Annotated in this window: 23 protein-coding genes and 1 pseudogene; 20 read left to right on the forward strand and 4 right to left on the reverse strand. The window is 34.8% G+C overall.

Features of this window, described 5'->3' with window-relative positions; genetic code table 11:
- The first annotated feature begins 26 nt into the window (after positions 1 to 26).
- The 7 genes and pseudogenes from ACT5E3_RS00770 to ACT5E3_RS00800 all read left to right on the forward strand — a co-directional run bounded on the left by ACT5E3_RS00770 (position 27) and on the right by ACT5E3_RS00800 (position 4486).
- Positions 27 to 569, forward strand: coding sequence for a hypothetical protein (locus tag ACT5E3_RS00770; protein WP_444996414.1), 543 nt, complete (start codon positions 27 to 29; stop codon positions 567 to 569).
- A 35-nt stretch (positions 570 to 604) separates the two neighbouring features.
- Entirely contained in the window at positions 605 to 1084 is a 480-nt protein-coding gene (locus tag ACT5E3_RS00775) for a hypothetical protein (protein WP_444996415.1), read from the forward strand.
- 638 nt (positions 1085 to 1722) lie between these two features.
- On the forward strand, positions 1723 to 2526 hold the full coding sequence (locus ACT5E3_RS00780; protein WP_444996416.1) for a hypothetical protein: 804 nt from the start codon (positions 1723 to 1725) through the stop codon (positions 2524 to 2526).
- Positions 2523 to 2825 carry a TIR domain-containing protein gene (locus ACT5E3_RS00785; protein ID WP_444996417.1) on the forward strand — a complete coding sequence of 101 codons (303 nt, stop codon included), beginning with the start codon at positions 2523 to 2525 and terminating at the stop codon, positions 2823 to 2825. The genes ACT5E3_RS00780 and ACT5E3_RS00785 overlap by 4 nt, the downstream gene beginning before the upstream one ends.
- 228 nt (positions 2826 to 3053) lie before the next feature.
- Complete coding sequence (locus ACT5E3_RS00790; RefSeq protein ID WP_444996418.1) at positions 3054 to 3530, forward strand: type VI secretion system amidase effector protein Tae4; 477 nt, start codon at positions 3054 to 3056, stop codon at positions 3528 to 3530.
- Positions 3531 to 3537: 7 nt separating this feature from the next.
- Positions 3538 to 3876 carry a hypothetical protein gene (locus tag ACT5E3_RS00795; RefSeq protein WP_444996419.1) on the forward strand — a complete coding sequence of 113 codons (339 nt, stop codon included), beginning with the start codon at positions 3538 to 3540 and terminating at the stop codon, positions 3874 to 3876.
- Positions 3877 to 3953: 77 nt separating this feature from the next.
- Positions 3954 to 4486, forward strand: a pseudogene (locus tag ACT5E3_RS00800) (REP-associated tyrosine transposase).
- 45 nt (positions 4487 to 4531) lie between these two features.
- Here ACT5E3_RS00800 and ACT5E3_RS00805 read toward each other — a convergent pair.
- Together ACT5E3_RS00805 and ACT5E3_RS00810 are read right to left on the reverse strand one after the other, a co-directional pair.
- A complete protein-coding gene (locus tag ACT5E3_RS00805) occupies positions 4532 to 4684 on the reverse strand; it encodes a hypothetical protein (RefSeq protein WP_444996420.1) in 153 nt (50 codons plus the stop codon).
- Positions 4674 to 4895, reverse strand: a complete 222-nt coding sequence (locus ACT5E3_RS00810; protein WP_444996421.1) for a hypothetical protein — start codon at positions 4893 to 4895, stop codon at positions 4674 to 4676. Before ACT5E3_RS00810 ends, ACT5E3_RS00805 begins: the two co-directional genes overlap by 11 nt.
- A gap of 477 nt (positions 4896 to 5372) precedes the next feature.
- Between ACT5E3_RS00810 and ACT5E3_RS00815 the strand changes: the two genes are divergently transcribed.
- The 3 genes from ACT5E3_RS00815 to ACT5E3_RS00825 all read left to right on the forward strand — a co-directional run bounded on the left by ACT5E3_RS00815 (position 5373) and on the right by ACT5E3_RS00825 (position 7160).
- Complete coding sequence (locus ACT5E3_RS00815; protein ID WP_444996422.1) at positions 5373 to 5966, forward strand: AHH domain-containing protein; 594 nt, start codon at positions 5373 to 5375, stop codon at positions 5964 to 5966.
- Positions 5956 to 6555, forward strand: coding sequence for a hypothetical protein (locus ACT5E3_RS00820; RefSeq protein ID WP_444996423.1), 600 nt, complete (start codon positions 5956 to 5958; stop codon positions 6553 to 6555). The genes ACT5E3_RS00815 and ACT5E3_RS00820 overlap by 11 nt, the downstream gene beginning before the upstream one ends.
- Positions 6556 to 6626: 71 nt before the next feature.
- Positions 6627 to 7160 (forward strand): REP-associated tyrosine transposase, encoded by a 534-nt coding sequence (locus ACT5E3_RS00825; RefSeq protein ID WP_444996424.1) that lies wholly within the window; start codon positions 6627 to 6629, stop codon positions 7158 to 7160.
- Between the two features lie 50 nt (positions 7161 to 7210).
- On the opposite strand, the gene ACT5E3_RS00830 is transcribed toward ACT5E3_RS00825, so the two are convergent.
- Positions 7211 to 7510: a tyrosine-type recombinase/integrase gene (locus ACT5E3_RS00830; protein WP_444996425.1), complete on the reverse strand. Its 300-nt coding sequence runs from the start codon at positions 7508 to 7510 to the stop codon at positions 7211 to 7213.
- Between the two features lie 143 nt (positions 7511 to 7653).
- Between ACT5E3_RS00830 and ACT5E3_RS00835 the strand changes: the two genes are divergently transcribed.
- From ACT5E3_RS00835 to ACT5E3_RS00855, 5 genes are all read left to right on the forward strand, one after another.
- Entirely contained in the window at positions 7654 to 8697 is a 1044-nt protein-coding gene (locus ACT5E3_RS00835; RefSeq protein WP_444996426.1) for a Fic family protein, read from the forward strand.
- 47 nt (positions 8698 to 8744) lie between these two features.
- Complete coding sequence (locus tag ACT5E3_RS00840; protein WP_444996427.1) at positions 8745 to 9056, forward strand: hypothetical protein; 312 nt, start codon at positions 8745 to 8747, stop codon at positions 9054 to 9056.
- Between the two features lie 224 nt (positions 9057 to 9280).
- Entirely contained in the window at positions 9281 to 9814 is a 534-nt protein-coding gene (locus ACT5E3_RS00845) for an REP-associated tyrosine transposase (protein WP_444996428.1), read from the forward strand.
- 243 nt (positions 9815 to 10057) lie between these two features.
- Positions 10058 to 10804, forward strand: coding sequence for a hypothetical protein (locus ACT5E3_RS00850; RefSeq protein ID WP_444996429.1), 747 nt, complete (start codon positions 10058 to 10060; stop codon positions 10802 to 10804).
- Entirely contained in the window at positions 10788 to 11318 is a 531-nt protein-coding gene (locus ACT5E3_RS00855; RefSeq protein WP_444996430.1) for a hypothetical protein, read from the forward strand. Before ACT5E3_RS00850 ends, ACT5E3_RS00855 begins: the two co-directional genes overlap by 17 nt.
- 23 nt (positions 11319 to 11341) lie before the next feature.
- Here the strand turns inward: ACT5E3_RS00855 and ACT5E3_RS00860 are convergent, their stop codons facing one another.
- Positions 11342 to 13462: a winged helix-turn-helix domain-containing protein gene (locus ACT5E3_RS00860; protein WP_444996431.1), complete on the reverse strand. Its 2121-nt coding sequence runs from the start codon at positions 13460 to 13462 to the stop codon at positions 11342 to 11344.
- Between the two features lie 272 nt (positions 13463 to 13734).
- On the opposite strand from ACT5E3_RS00860, the gene ACT5E3_RS00865 reads away from it, so the two are divergent.
- The 5 genes from ACT5E3_RS00865 (at position 13735) to ACT5E3_RS00885 (ending at position 18387) form a co-directional block, all read left to right on the forward strand.
- Entirely contained in the window at positions 13735 to 14970 is a 1236-nt protein-coding gene (locus ACT5E3_RS00865) for a serine hydrolase domain-containing protein (protein ID WP_444996432.1), read from the forward strand.
- A gap of 253 nt (positions 14971 to 15223) precedes the next feature.
- The gene (locus tag ACT5E3_RS00870; RefSeq protein WP_444996433.1) at positions 15224 to 15709 is read left to right on the forward strand and encodes a cupin domain-containing protein; all 486 of its coding nucleotides are present in this window, start codon (positions 15224 to 15226) and stop codon (positions 15707 to 15709) included.
- 181 nt (positions 15710 to 15890) lie between these two features.
- Entirely contained in the window at positions 15891 to 16703 is an 813-nt protein-coding gene (locus tag ACT5E3_RS00875) for a hypothetical protein (protein ID WP_444996434.1), read from the forward strand.
- 220 nt (positions 16704 to 16923) lie between these two features.
- Positions 16924 to 17919, forward strand: coding sequence for a branched-chain amino acid aminotransferase (locus ACT5E3_RS00880; RefSeq protein WP_444996435.1), 996 nt, complete (start codon positions 16924 to 16926; stop codon positions 17917 to 17919).
- Positions 17920 to 18057: 138 nt separating this feature from the next.
- A complete protein-coding gene (locus ACT5E3_RS00885) occupies positions 18058 to 18387 on the forward strand; it encodes a hypothetical protein (RefSeq protein ID WP_444996436.1) in 330 nt (109 codons plus the stop codon).
- The last annotated feature ends 216 nt before the right edge of the window (positions 18388 to 18603 follow it).

Below are 18603 nucleotides of genomic sequence, written 5' to 3' on the forward strand. Positions count from 1 at the left end.
CAAGTGTTAATATCTGAGAATTAAAAATGTTTAAAAAAACAAGTATACCAACTTTAGTCCTAATTATATTAGCTATTTGTTTTTTAGCTATTTCTCTTTTATCGGTATATTTAAATCAGCATTTAGAAGGTTTTGGTGCTCTTAATCGTGTTTATGCGATCCCTTTTTTATATCAAGTTATTTTATTGCTAGTATTTGTACTATTAAGTGCTTTTTTTGTCTTTAAGCAGAAAAGTAGGCTGCTTTCTTTGGGTATTATTGCTGGCTTTATCTGTGTTTTTATTAGTAGTTACTCATTAACCTTTTCATCTAATATCAATGCTATTAGCACTGATATTGGACCAATAACAATTAATCAAATCTCTTTTTCTGATAATTTAACCATAGAAAGAAAGTGGTATGGTTTCTTGGTTGTTGATCAAAAGACGAATGAGTCGATACAGTTATTGAATCGAATAACACCATTAGTTATTTATGGTGAGCAAGTTGAGCAATATATTTCGGGTTTAGGTGAGTGTCTTGAAAGTAAAAATAAGCAGTGTGTTAAGTATAGTGTTGCTTGGCCTTAGTCATCAGTGTTGTAAGGGTAATTCACATTTTTCTTATGACCAATATTAATATTATAGATATTGAAGCCAGTGGATTGCATTTTGATTCATATCCTATTGAGATAGCTGTGTCCGTTAATGGTGAGTTGAAATCTTGGTTGATTAAGCCAGAAGATCATTGGCGTTATTGGTGTGATACCGCTGAAAGTATGCATGGTATTTCTAGGGAGCAGTTACAGCACGAGGGAGTGAGTGCTATACAGGTGGCGGTTGAATTGAATGAGTTTTTACAAGGCGCAGGTGAAATTTATAGTGATGCGGTTTATTGGGATAATGATTGGATAGACACGCTTTATTTAGCGGTTAATCAAGAAAGAGCGTTTCATATTTATTCGTTATTCGATTTAATGAATGATGCACAAATGATGTTATTTAAAGTGAGAAAAAGTGAAATAGCTAAGCAGGGGAAGTATCAATTGCATCGTGCGGTGGATGATGTGCAAATCATTAGTCGGGCGTATGCGGCGGTGATTTGAGTAATTGGGAGCTTTCTTGATTTTAGTCAATGTTAATGATTGACTTTTTATTTCAGGGTGTTATTTTTGTTTTAAGTTTTGATGCCTAACTAACAATAAAATATTAATATTCCATTGGTGAGTGTAATCAGTGGGTATAATTAAGTTTTTAAAACGTATAAAAATTAATTCAGTCAATTAAGAAACCGCAGAAGGATTAGGATTAACGTGGTGATGTTGTTGGAAGTTTGGAAATGATGATAGCAATGTGCCTATGCAGTGTTCTCTGCGTTGTTGTTATTTTCTCTTTTGATGTGTTCTGTGTTTTCTTGAATAAAAAATATCATTCATTTTGTTTTAATCAATTGACTAAAAAATTGATGTCGTTTAGTTCGTGGAGAAAATTGAGCTAAATGTAAGTATTAAAATGATTGAGTTTTTAACCTGATATTGCGTTTAAGTTTGATCGAGAATGTCTGTTTACGACTCAAAGCAGGAGAGGTTAAGGATGTTCTTAGGTATGGAAACAATGTGACATGCATTGATATAAACATAATTGATTGTGGCGTATAGCAAAGAAACATTAGTTGAGCCATGAGAGTTATTCATAATTTTATAACTATTATTCTTCAAACGCAATTTTATAACAGGAAAATACAATGGCAGTCAAAAAAAGAAGCTACCTAAAACAATCAGATGTCCCTCGTACTTCTCTGGATGAAGCGCTCAGAGTTCCCAAAGCAATCTTGGAGCAATATGCTGGAGAAGCTACTACGCCTTTTAACGTAGCTAAGGCGATTGACCTTGATCCTAAGGGTAGTCAAATGAAAGTAATAACAGGCTCTGCTATAGCCTTTGGGCTGACAGAAGGAGGAGCACAGTCTTCTTCCATTTCAATCACTGAACTTGCAAAGACTATTTTACGTCCACTTGATGAAGGAGCTGATCTAGCAGCAAGAAAAGAAGCTATTTTAAAACCTAGAATTTTTGGTGAGTTTCTTAATAAATATGATACGCATACGTTTCCACGTGATGACATAGCAAGAAATGTGCTTATTAGTATGGGTGTTCCTGATGATCAGGCTGAAGATGTTCGCAGAAGAATTGAGGAAAGCGCACAATCAATGGGGTTTATAGAAACTATCAAGGGAAAAAAATATATTCACCTAAACTCTATCGCACCTGAAACTGAAAAAACGTCTGTCTCCAACGATGAAAATGTGGATAGTGAAGCATATGAAAATGGTGCAGAATACATAGATTTTGAGCAAACTGCAGAACAAAGTAGAAAATCCAAAAGCGATGATGGAAGATCAAGAAAAGTTTTTATAACCCATGGAAAAAATAAGGCTTTTATTGAGCCGATAAAAAAATTATTAGGATTTGGTGAAATGATTCCTGTTGTCTCGGTGGAAAAGCAGTCTGTCTCTAAGCCTGTGCCGATAAGGTTATGGATGATATGAGAAGTTGCGGAGCTGCAATTATTCATGTAGATACAGAGAAAAAGTTAATCGATGAAGAAGCAAACGAATTCAATCTAGTCAATGAAAACGTTTTGATTGAAATTGGTGCAGCGATGGCTCTCTATGGACGAAGGTTTATTCTGCTTGTAAAAAATGGGGTGAGACTACCTTCAAACTTACAAGGATTATATGAAGTTCGCTACACCGAAGAAAAACTTGATGGTGATGCAACTATAAGATTATTGGAAGCTATAAACGATATTAAAAATAACCCAAGTCCAGATAGATATAATAACTAATAAATTAGCCCGTTGGGTTAATAACCCAACAACAATGCTCAAATTAAAAATAAAAATGGACAAAAAATAAAAGGAATTAATAACTTGAAATATCGACGCGGGTGGCACTTATTTCTTTACCGTTAATTTAGCAGAGAGAAATAAAAGCCTATTGATTGAACACATTGATGAATTAAGATCAGCTTTTAAAAAGGTAAACATGATTAAAGCTTAAAATTGGGGAGAACAATGAAGTTTGAAAAATTATGGGAAAATCACCCAACGATCGACGCATCCATATTTTCAGACGATGCACCTTGTACTAAAAATGGAAAACGAATATTTGATAACCAGTGTGCCATTCGAATGGGCGTTAGCTTACAAAAGTCAGGTGTAAAGCTTGATACGTTTAAAGGCGCTAAGTGTTGGCATGGCCATAAACCAGCCCACATTCTTAGGGCTGAAGAGTTGGCCAATTGGCTAAAAGGTCCATTTTCTCCTTTTAAGCAACGTTTTGAATTTAAGGGGGTTAACGGTTTTCAGGATATCAATGGCAAAAAAGGTATTATCTTTTTCAAGGATTATTATGGCCCAGGAGAGCAAGGTGATCACATTGATTTGTGGAATGGCAGTCGGTTAACCAAATTTAGAACTTGGTTTGAATTTAGCGTTCGTGGTGGTCGTCACTATTCAAAGGCGGATGTTTGGTTTTGGCCGGTAGTGTGAGGTTGACATGAAAAATATTATTCTTGTAATGCTTCTTTCCATTGTTGTTGTTGGTTGTTCTCTGGAAGAGCAACCCTCTCAAGCTGTTCTTGAAAATACCTTGCCAGAGGGCGGTCCAACAATAAAGTATGATTCTGCTACTAGTTTCACCAATATCGATCAAATAACCTCGAATTTGAGTGCACCCAATGCTGAGAAATTTAATGCCTCGCTTGGGTGGTATGGTACTGAGTCGAACTTTGGCTTGATGAAATTGGATGGTAAAACGGCAAAAGAAGTGATCGATATTGTTAATTGTCTTAAAAAAGCTGAAAAGAAACAGCAGCTAATTTGTTTTGATAAGTAGCTAGCTTGTTGGGTTAATAACCCAACAACAATACTCAAATTAAAAAAAAAATGGATTAAAATAAAAGGAATTAAAATTTGCAATATCGACGCGCAAACACAAAAGGCGGTACCTATTTCTTTACCGTTAACCTAGCAGAGAGAAATAAAAGTCTATTGGTTGATCATATTGATAAATTAAGATCAGCTTTTAAAAAGGTAAACAAAAAATTCCCTTTTATCATTGATGCTATTGTGATTTTACCAGAGCACTTACACGCTATTTGGACATTACCAAAAAATGATGCAGACTTTTCAACCCGTTGGCGGTTAATTAAAACTTGGTTTTCAAAATCATTGTTAAAAACAGAAAAAATTGACCAATCCAGAATGAATAAATCAGAACGAGGTATCTGGCAGCGTCGTTTTTGGGAACATCAAATTCGTGATGAAGCAGATTATATTCAACATATGAATTATGTCTATTACAATCCCGTGAAACATGTTACGTGGATAATGTAATTGATTGGCCTTATTCATCCTTTCATCGTGATGTTGAGAAAGGAATATATTCAAAAAATTGGGGCGAACACATTGATATCGATGGTGTATTTGGTGAGACACATGGTTAGATCTTAACATCATGTTGGGTTAGTAACCCAACCTACCCAGTTTTATTATTTACTTAATTTTTTAAGATCTAGCTGAATACTTGAGTGTAAGTTTTTCAGCTTTTTCGCCATTCGTTGAGAGTCATTCATTGCTTCTTTATCAACTTTATCAATTCGCTTTCTGATATCTTCTCGCATTTTTTCCCGTTCACTCTCCATCAGAATCATCCTTCCTGATTTCACGTAATATTCTATAATGATCCACTTCATTTTTTGGGCCGGCAAGAATGCCTCTGCGACCTTCGCCAGATTCTTCGTCGGCTTTATCAATAGCTTCGCCAAGGCAATCAGGACACTGCCCTTTTTTGATCATCTCTTTTTCAGCTTCTTCTATTTTTTTACGAATTTCTTCGCGATTAAATTTTTTCATTATAATTTCACTACTAAATGCGTGATGATATTTGAGAATATTATCTAAAAATTAAGTTGGATTAATAGTACAACAACAGGACTAAATTATAAAAGAAAGCTCCACGAGAGAAATAAAGCTAGAAAATGTAGGAAGGCAATTCAAAGCTCTACTTCTTGAAGAGCATGCCATTGACGAAGACATAGGAATTATTGAAAATGGGAGTGAACTCTTGGGAGTAGTTATATCTCCAGAAGCATATAAGTTTTTTCTTGAGAAGGTAGAAGAAGAGGATAGGTTGGATGCTGAATCTGTTCGAGAATTTGATAAGGCTCGTAAATTCGAACAATGAGTAAAACGGGCCTTATAATTAATTGATTTAAAATCGTTTATGAGATGTGAAAGCTCTACTTTTTATATCAAATAAGAACTTGTTCCTTGAATAATAAATAGATGATAATTAGCATAAATATCATTTATATAAATTAAGGAATATTTATGTTTCCAGATATTACTCCTCAATTAAGTCATGTTGAACGCTTACTTGCAGATTTTGCTAAAATAGACAAGCCGACTATGGCAGATTTTTCAGCGGTAGGCGTTAAAGGCGAAATGTACGATAAGCTTGATAGATATCGTATTGAAGCTATGAAGATGTCAAATGAACAACTTGAAAAGGAAAAACATAAATCATCTCGTCTAGCTAGGCATATGACATTAGCTGGTGAGCCTCGACCTTCTTTACGCTGCGATTGCCATGCAATTGTATCCGGTGGACATCGAGAAGCAATTCAAATTCGAGCTATTTTAGCCTGGCTTAAAGTTCGTATTGATGATCCCCATAATGGTTGTTGGTTACCTAGAGATTGGGAAGATAGAAAATACATGCCAAACTATTTACGTAATGGTGTGCCTCATTGTCGAATACACCATACTTACTATTATCAATGGTTGTTTGCTCGTATAAGGCCTGGCATGATTAATACAACAGCACAGTTACTAACTAAATTAAAAATGATTCGGAATGCATTACAAAGTGGTGCTGTACCACCTAATGTAATGCCGAAAACAGGACTTAAGTATGTTATATAATCTTATAAGTGATGTCGCTAACTATCGTCAATTTGGCTTTAATAGAGAACAAATAGTCAGAATTTTTGGCGAAATTAGTAATGAGACGTTAAATAAACGTATTGATATGAGCTGTATACCACAAAGCTATAAAGATATAGTTAATGAACCATTGTTATTGACTTTTTCACCATTGAAAAAAGCAGATGAAAAACTAAAAATTCCTGATTTATCTGTGCTTGAAGGACGTTTATTTTTAAGTGAAAAAGCTTATGCTGTTTTAGAGTCTTTAATTAAAAATGATGGTGAGTTTTTACCTGTTATTCATGAAAATGGAAGTGGATATTTTTTTACTCCATTACAAGTTGCAGAACCTAATAAAGAAGTGACTTTTAAAAATGAATGGGATGAAATTTTAAGTATTGGTTTTATCGAAAGTGATGTAAAAGAATATGCAGTTTTTCGTACGGATTATGACTTTTATTTTCATCTTTATTGTCAAGAAAATATTAAACAGGCGATTGAAAAGTCGAGATTAACGGGCTTATATATTACAACAGATTTGGCTACCGTTTTTTCGCAAGATAGAAGTGAAGTTGAAAGCCCGTAGGTTGGGTTAATAACCCAACAACAATACTCAAATTAAAAACCAAAATGGACAAAAATAAAAGGAATTAAAATTTGCAATATCGACGCTCAAACACAAAAGGTGGTACTTATTTCTTTACCGTTAATTTAGCGGAAAGGAATAAAAGACTATTGATTGAACACATTGATGATCTAAGATTGGCATTTAAAAAGGTAAACGTGAAGTTTCCCTTTATCATTGATGCTATTGTTATTTTACCAGAGCATTTACATACAATTTGGACATTACCAAAAAATGATGCAGATTTTTCAACCCGTTGGCGGTTAATTAAAACTTGGTTTTCAAAATCATTGTTAAAGACCGAACATATTAATACTTCTCGAATGAATAAATCAGAACGAGGTGTCTGGCAACGTCGTTTTTGGGAACATCAAATACGTGACGAAACAGATTATAATCGACATATGAATTATGTGTATTACAATCCCGTGAAACATGGTTACGTGGATAATGTAATTGATTGGCCTTATTCATCCTTTCATCGTGATGTTGAGAAAGGAGTATATTCAAAAAATTGGGGCGAACACATTGATATCGATGGTGTATTCGGTGAGACACATGGTTAGAGCTTAACATCATGTTGGGTTAGTAACCCAACCTACAAACTAACATCGCTTTAACAATCTGTTTGCTCAGATAATTCCAGCGCGTTATCAACTTCAATGCCGAGATAACGATCCGTACTTTCGAGTTTTGTGTGACCTAAAAGTAGTTGAATAGCTCGTAAGTTTTTTGTGCGTCGGTAAATTAATGTGGCTTTCGTTCGCCTCATCGAATGAGTACCATAATCAAACGGATCAAGGCCAATTTCCTCTACCCAATCTTTTACAATACGCGCATATTGTCTAGTGGTGATATGTCCGATTAGTTTTCCCTTGTTCCATGGTTTAATGTTGAGAGTACAAATTTCGTTCATGATGAATCCTCCGGTTAAATCAATAGGTTGATTAGGTTTTTTTTGAGAGTAGAGTTAACATACCGCTAATTTAGGCCAACTTAAGGCTAATTTATGGCTAAATAACCCTTGATTTACGGCTAGTTATCGGCTAATTTAAGGCTATGAAATGGCAACCTAAATACACTATTAGCAATAAACTTCTCCTAACTATTCGTGAGATTGGAGAGTCTATTGGTGAAATTAGAGCTCAGCATCTTACTCATACTGCTTTATCAAAATTAGAGTTAAATGCCAGAGAGCTGTCATCTTATGCCTCTACCAGTATAGAAGGTAATCCACTGCCGCTGACCGATGTAAAGCGATTGCTGAAAAGCCGTAAAGAAACTATTCGTGATACCGAACGTGAAGTACTCAATTACAATAAAGCTTTGCAAGTTCTGTATCAATCTGTCCGCAACAATCGCTTTAAACTCACGGTCAAAACATTGGAGAAAGTTCAAGCACAAGTAGTGGATGGCTTAATGGATAATCCCTCTTATTGTGGAGCCCTACGCCAAGACCCCGTTATTATTCGCAATCCACGTAAAGTCGATGAGATTGTTTTTATCCCGCCAGATGCAAAAGATGTAAAACAATTGACTCAATTGCTGATGGATTTTATCAATCAAAACATTGGAAAAATTGAGCCTGTTATTCTTGCTGGTATTTTTCATCGTCAAAATGTCATTATTCATCCTTTTATAGATGGCAATGGCCGAACAACACGGCTATTAACAACTGCTATATTGGGTAACGCTGGACTTGATCTATTTGAAATATTTAGCTTTGAAGACTACTACAACCGTAATATCACACGTTATTTTAAAGCGGTTGGTTTGGAAGGGGATTATTATGATCTGAAAGATAATATTGATTTTTCAACATGGTTGGAATATTTTTCAGAAGGCATATTAGATGAGTTACGTCGCATTATAAAATTGCTACCAGAAGAACCAAGTACAAAACCAAGAATAGAAACTCATCATCAACAAATCTTGGACTATATTTTAGAAAAAGGAAGTATCACGCAGCGTGAATATGGAGCCATATCTGATCGTAGTTTGGCATCACGCAAGCTAGATTTTGAAAAGCTGACCCGACTAAATTTGATCCGGGCCAAAGGTGTTGGGCGTGGTACTTATTACATATTGGCATCATCTAAATAAATGTCTGCTCTTGGCCGTAATGTAAATAAAATAGACAATATAACGAAGTGAATGTTGAACAATTTAATAATGAAGCTAGTAACGTTCTGGTAGAAATATGTAAACACTTGGGTGACTTTCAGTTATTTATTGAGGTATACCGATTGAAGCAATTTTCTCAAGTTGAAGAGGAAATAGCTCAATTTTTTAAAGAAGATTTAAATGAGCGAAAAGCATACGACATAAATTATGCATATAGTGAGCCTTTTAAAACTGACGAAGAATTACTTAACTCTATTGAGAAATGGTTTAACATTGCGCAACTTGGAATCATCAAGGGAACTAAAATCATTGATTTAACTAAACACTTTCTTTCGTAGTTAGAAAAGCCATTCTCATATTATAAGGTCAACAAATGTACTTATAAGAAAAAAGGGATTAATGGAATATTCGTTACATTATGATTATTTCTTTTTGAGAAGTAATTCAATGTCGATAGTGTTTGAAGTTGGTGGAGATGATTAAGCCCGTAGGTTGGGTTAATAACCCAACAACAATATTTAAATTAAAAACAAAAATGGATTAAAATAAAAGGAATTAAAATTTGCAATATCGACGCGCAAACACAAAAGGCGGTACCTATTTCTTTACCGTTAACCTAGCGGAAAGGAATAAAAGCCTATTGATTGAAAACATTGATGAATTAAGATCAGCTTTTAAAAAGGTAAATAAAAAATTTCCTTTTATCATTGATGCTATTGTGATTTTACCAGTGCACTTACACGCTATTTGGACATTACCAAAAAATGATGCAGACTTTTCAACCCGTTGGCGGTTAATTAAAACTTGGTTTTCAAAATCATTGTTAAAAACAGAAAAAATTGACCAATCCAGAATGAATAAATCAGAACGAGGTATCTGGCAGCGTCGTTTTTGGGAACATCAAATTCGTGATGAAGCAGATTATATTCAACATATGAATTATGTTTATTACAATCCCGTGAAACATGGTTACGTGGATAATGTAATTGATTGGCCTTATTCATCCTTTCATCGTGATGTTGAGAAAGGAATATATTCAAAAGATTGGGGTGAACACATTGATATCGATGGTGTATTCGGTGAGACACATGGCTAGATCTCAACATCGTGTTGGGTTAGTAACCCAACCTACAAACTTAATTAAGGTTTAGGTTGGAGGTGGTTTAGAGAGATGGTATTGCGAACTTAAAAGCACGGAATTTTCAATACAGGTTTAGGTGTGTTTATAATAATCAAATGATTATACAATATTTAATTTGTGTGAATAAAGTCACATAATCAACCTAAGAATTATAAAATAATGCCTTGATACATATTTATCTAATAAAGAGAGGGAGCAATGGAGAAAATTGCAATTATTGTTTATGGAGATGCAGGGGAGTTGGGCAGTTTTAAGATATTTTCAGATAATTTAAAAGAAGAATTGAGTAAAAAATATAAAAAAGTAATAGTTCAACATGTAAATCGTGATATTGCTTTTTTTAATCTAATAAAGTCGGTTGGTGCTAAAGAAGAGATTGCAGAACTTCATATTTTTTCTCATTCAATAGGAGCTGGGATTTTTCTTGGTTATAAAGATACAAGTATAGCATCTAATAGAATAGCATTATGGAGAATGGCAGAAAAAAATAGGCGAAAAGTCACTTATCATGAAGTTGTTCGAACAGAAACCGGAGCTATACAAACTGATGACTTTGTAAGCGGTGCTTTGATAAAACAAAAAGCATTGTTACAGAAAAAATTTTCAAAAAAATCATTTATAAAAATATGGGGATGCAATTCAGGTATAGATGGATGGGTATATAGTGACAATGGGGTAGTTGATCCTAAAGATAACTCAGAAGCTTATTATTGGCGCGCGTTTAATGAGTTCAATAAACCTAAGCCTAGCATAGCCAAAGCGTTTGCTAAATTTTTTAACCTTAAAGTTTATGGCGCAAAAAGTGGTGCAAGCATAGAAGTCCAATTTAATAAAAAATGGATTAGCTCTCAACAATATAAGGATAAAATAGGGCACTGGCCCTCTGGAAGCCTACCGCACCGACTAGTACCAGATAAAGGAAGCTATTATGAATATTTACCTTAAATGTCTTTTTTTTGTTTATGTAGTCTCTAATGTTTTTGGGTGTATTAGCTCTGTTGCTGAGTCTAATCCAAAACAAAGCTTTTTAAAAAAGCAATGTAACAAAGCAAAACAAGGAAAGTTAGATTTAAAGTCATTGGACTATAGTTCCTCAATGAATAATGCCTATTTGTTCGACTGTGTGGTTTCTGTCAGTATTTCCTCTCCAAATATGATTAGTGGTGAAAGTAAGAGTAAATTAGAAAGACAAAAGGAAAAAGAAGAGAAAATAAAAATAGCTGACTTTTTATTATCTAAAAATATAAATACTAATTATACAAATGAATATGGAGATACTTTACTAATAACAACTATTTCTTCTTTTCTTCCAAATGAATGGAAAGAGAAAACAATAAAACATCTTATTCAAAAGGGGATTGATGTTAGTGTAAAAAATAAAAATGGAGATAGTGCCTTAGACTTAGCAAAATACAAAGGTACTTCTAAAATGGTTGAATTATTATCCATAGAGAAATAGGCTGGGTTAATAACCCAGCAACACTATTCTTTTACAATAAGCTCAACGACTTCTTTTTTCGATGAAATTCGAACAGAAGCTAATAGCTGTGATTGGTTAACGTCGGTAACATAATTTAAGTTGTCCGGCAGTTTTCCGAGTATTTCAAACTTATCATCGTCTAGTGCATAGGACCATAATTGAAAACCTTTATTAACCCCGAATATAACATTATTTCTTATCACAAAACGTTTATCGCTTCCTTGGCCATCAAGCGCTTCAATAAGCTGATCTTCCGCTGGTCCAGGTTTCCAAAATCTATCCATATGATCCGTGTAGATTAGCTGACCAGTCTCACTTTTTTGTGTCCAGTTAACTATCTTGTTATTAATCAATTGAATTTGGGAATTGGTTAAATCGAGTTTGGCAAATTTTAACTTCCCTTTAATTCGCATATTGACTAAAGCGGTTTGATTATCGCTATCCCATTGAAACAAACTTTCAACGGGATGATCTAAAGAAAAAGATTTCTCATTGCCATCCAAAAATACTTGAGTTAACTCATGAATAGCATTGGCTAAAATGCTTTGGCCATCTGCGGCCCAATTCATTCCAACTATATAAGCATCTATAGGAAAATGGCTAATTTGCTGTGAACTTTTGCCATCGGTTAACCAAATTTGCTCTTCGCCAGAACGCTCTGACTTGTAGGCGATTAAATCGCCATTAGGCTGGAATATAGCTTTGTCTTCGCCAACGATTGAACGTTCAAGTACTGAATAATTTAACTTTTGAACAGTTGATGCCTGCTCAGTTTCTGGTAGTGTTACTGCAATAATGTCACTATCATAGTGGCCTTTAATGACCAGCATTTGTTGACCATTAGGATGAAATATCGGCGAGCTCATAGGACCATCTAGCGGCAAACTAATATTGGTTACCTGACCGTTATAAGACAATGCAAAAAGCTGTTTACCTGTACTAAAAATGAGTTGTTCATCTAACGGAGAAAAGTTAGGGTAGATAAATCTAAACTGAGCGATTTCTTCTGGGTAATTTATGCGATGACTTGAAATAAGTTGGCCTTCGGGTTTGAGTATTTCAATATAAAGGTGTCCATCATTACGAATACTGGTAAGGGCAATCAAGTTGTCAGTAGCGGAATAGTCATAATCAATGATGTTGCCATTATCAATGGTATAAATCATTTTGCTTTTGTTTTCATTGATTGAATAACTGATTAATTTCCAACTATCTGAATACTTTTGTAATAAAGAGATATTGTTATTATTTAACCACTGAGGGGATTGAATGATTGAGTTTTTGCACTCCATCAATTCACGTGGAGATTGTGGAGAGTTGAGTGCACGGTTAAAGTCTAATGTCATCAGCTTATAACATTGCTTTTGATTAATTGGCTGGTTGCAACTGCCGGATTGAATAAAGACCAGATTTTTACCATCTTTTGAAAAACTATGACTGCCATAGGCACCTAAGTGTTTTGTTAGCTGAAACTCTTGCTGTGTTTTGGTATTTTTTGCCCAAATATGATTAATACAAAACTCTGCTGAGTAGCGATGGAAAACGACATATTGGCCATCAGGTGAATAGATACCTGAAAATTCTTTATTGTCAGTTGCTGTTAGTGCACGTATTTTTTCAATAGATAATTTTGTGGGTTGCTTAGGAGTTGTAAGATTAAAACCAATACCCCCCAGAATAGTGATGAAGGCAATGATAGATACGATACCTAAAGAGGCTTTCAACGGTTTTTTAGCTGCTGTGTGATCAATATTAGAAGTGGCTATTTCATTTTCGTTTATTTGAGCCGACGAAGCTTCAATATCGTTTTCATGATGCCAGCGAACATCACACTCAAGGCTATAGCCTTGTTTAGCATGAGTCTTGATATAAACATTGCCACTGTCACCAAGCGCTTTTCTTAATTGGGCGATACTTTTTTGAAGTGTGTTAGGCGATACCGTCGTTTTTTGCCAGACTTTATCTAATAAAGTGTCGTGACTGACGACCTTACCCTGATGTTTAGCTAGGTAGGTGAGGACTGCCAAAGCTTTAGGAGCTATAGTTTGAGATTGTTTATTTTGAGTGATTTGATTTCTGGATAAATCGATAAAGAAGCCACCGACCCAATATTGTTCTGACATATAGCCTCTAGTTTACAGTGATTAATTGAAGTTATCTGATTCTCAATAGTGAGTTTAAATGAGAGAAGGTATCTTATCATAAGACTTAATGGTAGCTAAATACTATCTTTTAACTAATTGATAAATAAGTATTATTTTTAAAACCAGCAAGAATTCAGCAAGACGTCAGTAGAACTTCAAGTATTTTTATCTCTAATAATTTAATTTTGTTTTTTTAGATTATGTCACTTTATTAAAGGGTGATGTTGTTGAGCAACAACGTTATAGGAAACATGATGAAAATAAATCTTAATGACGATTTAAAACGTAGCTTAAAAAGTTTAATTGCTATTGCACTATTCAGTAGTTTTAGCAGCTTTGCTATTAGTGCTGATAAAACGACTAATGCCCCCGAAGTTTCAGCTGAGGATCGCAAGGTTTCATTTTGGGATATGCCTTACCTTAAAAACGCCTTTATTGATACAACACCTGATAGAAGAAAAGATGGGATATCGGTGGGGCAATTAGGTACAAATGGCGGCAATAAAGATAAAATTATTAAGTTGGCTCAGGCTATTACTGAAAAAAAATATGGCCTTGTTGATAGTTTACTGATTGCTCAAAAAGGGAAGTTGTTATTTGAATCTTATTATTTGCGAGGTCGTGCCAATCTACCACATATGCAAGCATCAGCCACTAAATCTTATGTCAGCCTGGCAGTTGGACGAGCAATTCAGTTAGGGTATTTAACAATGGCTGACTTGGATAGACCGTTGGTGAGTTTTTTTAAAGATTTAGATGCAACAAAGTTTGTTAAAGGTACTGAAGCGATCACCTTGCATATGGCATTAACCATGCAATCGGGAGTACGAATCAGCGGGGATCAAATGAAAGCGTTTGATAAAAATCCTGAACAACTTAAAGGGACAGGTCAGGTCCAAACTTTTCTTGAAAATACGCTTCCTATTACCGCTGAATCTCAGCACTTTAAATATCAAAGTATCGATCCAACATTGATGATGCAAGTACTTAACGCTGTGGTGCCTGGTCCTGGCACAGCCAAAGATTTTATTAAAAAAGAGCTGCTCGACAAAATGGGAATCATCGAATATCAATGGGAGGATGATGTGAGTGGGCTACCAATGGCACCTTACTCATCAAGCATGACATCGCGAAATATGCTTAAGTGGGGAACATTGGTAATGAATAAAGGTAAATGGAAGGGTGAACAATTGATACCATCTGCATTTATTACTAAAGCAACCAATAAAATAGTTCACCTTCGTAATGATGATATCTTTTTTACTGGAGATAATGTCTCTAATCCCGGTTATGGTTATTATTTTTGGCAGGCTGATATGAAAGTGGGTCAGAAAAATTATTTCACGCGTTCGATACAAGGAGGAGGTGGTCAATATATTATTCTAATTGATGAACTTGATCTAATTATTGTGACTACCGCTCACGAAAGAGATAGTAAAATAATGCAGATGACTGCGGAAAAAATATTGTCGGCTTTTATTAAATAAAAAATTAAGTTTTTATTAGTAGAGACAGATTAAATTTTTTTAATGATTTTTTCCTTTTATTGTGAATTTTGGCTAACATATGGCAATATCTGTACCAATGATAAAAAAGGATTCAATAAACATTTTGTCAGCTTTTAACTCACAAGTGTCGGTTAAATTGACCAGATAATGGCAAACTTATTTAAGAAAAGAAGCCGCACTATTAGATTGCCGTTTTGATTATTTTAGTAACAAACATTAATTGGTCGTGACTATGACTAAAGAAGAAATTATAGAAAAATTAAAGTTAGAGTTGCATCTATCAGAAGGTGGTTACTTTAAACGAACCTATGAGTCTGAACTAAATATTGGAGAATGTAACTCTGAAAGAAAATTATTAACATCGATTTATTACATGCTCACTAACGATAATCCAATTGGATACTTACATAGAAATAAATCAGATATTATTCATTTTTATCATTTAGGTTCACCAATCAAGTACATGATTGTGACCCCAGAAGGTAAAATAGTAGAGAAAATATTAGGGCCTGATATTAGCCAAGGTGAACGTCCTCAACTAATCGTCAAAGGTGGTTATTGGAAGGCTTCTCAATTGTGCTCTGGTGAATATGGGCTTATCAGTGAAGCTGTTTCACCTGGTTTTGATTATGCTGATAATGAAGTGGCAAGTCTTGAAGTATTTACCGCATTACACCCAATACCGGCACAGTGTCTTAGTGAGTATATTAAGCAATAAATCATAAAACTAGTCATAGTCATTAATTTGATATAAAACAGCAGGTTATTTTAATTATATTGGTAAAAGGAGGTTTTCAGGAGATAAAAAAGAAGGAATCTGGAGGCTTATTTTCTCTAACTTGAATATTCTGTTGGGCATACTTTTTAATAAAAAATTATGGCCTAAAGGAAATACAAATATGAAAATCAATCCGGCATATTGTTACCAATTTAAACTGGCTCTTTTGCTGACGTTTTTGTCGGCCTGTAGCATTAATGAGAAGAGTAGCAATGAGAGTGAAAATACAGGTGTTCATTTAAGCCAACCTGTAGAGATTAATTTAGATGAACTTGAAGAGGCTGATTACGAATTGCTTTTTATTGGTAATAGTCATAGTTCAGTGAATGGGTTACCCAGCTTGGTTGCGACATTAATCAAAACGGGACAATCTGAAAAAAGTGTTAACTCACTAGCATCTCCTGGTTGGGGATTTTTAGATGAAAAACTCAATGATAGTACCACTCAAAAATATTTAGCAGCGCGAGCTTGGAGCCATGTTATATTGCAAGCTCAAAAATATTCATCAACCGGACAATATTGGTATCCAACTGACGCTACGGAAGAATGGATTCGTCGAGTGAAAACTCAAAGTGCAACGCCTGTATTGTTTCCTGAATGGCCGCGTAGAGGAAATTTTGAGGAAGGTTCACGGGTTTACGAACTACACTTATATATTGCATCGAGAGAGTTGGCGTGTGTTGCACCTGTCGGTTTGGTTTGGGATGCATTTATTGCACAATACCCTAATATTGAATTATATGCAGCAGATGGAAATCATTCTAATTTAGATGGAGCATTGTTGACTGCTTATATATTTTATCAAGTAATAACCAGACAATCGGCGAATGATTTACCTTACATTGAAAGTATTTCGGTAAGTAAATCCACTCAGGAAAAAATGAAAGCCGTTACGGCTACAATTGTTGATAGTCATTTTCAGTGTGAACTATAATTTTCCTGAGCTTAATACAGAGTCTGTAGTTTGAGAAAATAACAACTATATTTAAGTCAAAAATAAATGGGTTGCAATAAAACTAATCGTTATTTAGCTTTTGATTCGCAATCTAGGTGGTTTATACTTTACCTACTGAATAACATTTCATGAATTTAGCGCAGTCAGCAGCTTATGTCGCTGCTAGCTATAATTGCATCACACAAAGTAGAGATAAGTAATGGCCGCATTTGGAACAGTTTTTATGCCTAAAATGGCACTAGCAAAATACGAGAATGATTCGTGGACTCCTTCAAGTATCGTTTCATCCAATAAATTGGAATTGCATCCAGGTACTCATGTTTTACATTATTCAAGCACATGCTTTGAAGGGTTAAAAGCATTCAAGCATGAAGATGGTAGTATCAATATTTTCCGTATGAATGCCAATGTCCAGCGGATGTCTCAGAGTAGTCATTTATTATTTTTGCCTGAAATTAACCCAGATCAACTTAGTGAAATGATTACCCAGATTGTTAAACTGTATGCCGATGATGTGCCCAGTCCACCAGGCTCTATGTATATTCGTCCAACCCATATTGGTACAGAGGCAAGTATTGGTAAAGCTGCGGGTAGTTCTAATACATCACTTTTGTATGTACTGTTATCACCTGTAGGTGATTATTTTTCTGGTGGCGCCAAAACATTAAGACTTCTTTTAGAAGAAAAAGATATGCGTAGTTCTCCTCATATGGGTATGGTTAAAAGTGGTGGTAATTATGCCAGTGCCTTAGGACCAATTATTCGTGCGCAAAAAGAATATAATGCAGACCAAGTACTTTTTTGTCCTAACGGTGATGTACAAGAAACGGGAGCAGCTAACTTTATTTTAATTGATGGTAACGAAATTATTACCAAAGCATTAAATACTTCTTTTTTACATGGCATTACTCGTGATTCAATTTTAACGATTGCTCGTGATATTGGTATGACTGTTAGTGAACGAGATTTTACCGTGACGGAACTGATTGAAAGGGCGAAAAAGCCAGGTACAGAAGCAGCTCTTTCTGGTACTGCTGCGGTGCTAACACCCGTTGGTACATTGATTCACAATGGACAAGAAGTTACTGTAGGTAATGGTGAAGCTGGCGCGACTACTTTAAAACTTCGTCAAGCGTTGAATGATATTCAATGGGGTAATGCTGAAGATAAGTTTGGTTGGTTGCAGAAAGTTTAAGTTGGATCTACAGGCTAATAAGGTTATTAATATTCCAAATGTGCTGGAAGGCCTATAGAAGAATCTCTTATTAAAAAAATCGAATATTTGTGGCGTTTGCTACGATCAATAAATTGTCATATTTTTGAAGGAAAAACAATGAATTTACGTACCCTATTGACTGGATTTTTATTTTTAATTTTTTCGGGTCCAATATTAGCAGATACCACAGGAGCTAAGAAAATAGCAAAAATTAAGATAGATGGTGATGATGGATTCTATTATTTTGTTTCAACCGATGGGGTTTGGTCAGCGCCTGGTGCTTGTGCAAATGCTCAATATGTTTATATCGTACCAACTCAAGTGTTGGATAAAGATGCGATGCTAAGTGTGGCTCTTGCGGCGAAAATGTCTGAAAAGTTAGTATGGTTTACAGGTGTTTGTGATGTAAACGGGTATTTTAAAGCGACGGAAATTTGGATTGAATAAAGGTAATATCATATTTTCGAACTGACTTCAATTCTTAATAAGGTCTGTAGGCTGGGTTAAAACCCAGCAACAATGCTAATACTTGGAGTAATTATTATTCGATTACTGGGTACTTTTTGTAGTCGTTTGTGTATATTGATTGTACTTGTGATTAGCACTATTTTCGGAGCAACACATACGCTTTTGGTTAAGATATTCCTTCGGTTAAAAAATTAA

Source organism: Aliikangiella litoralis (assembly GCF_052495765.1).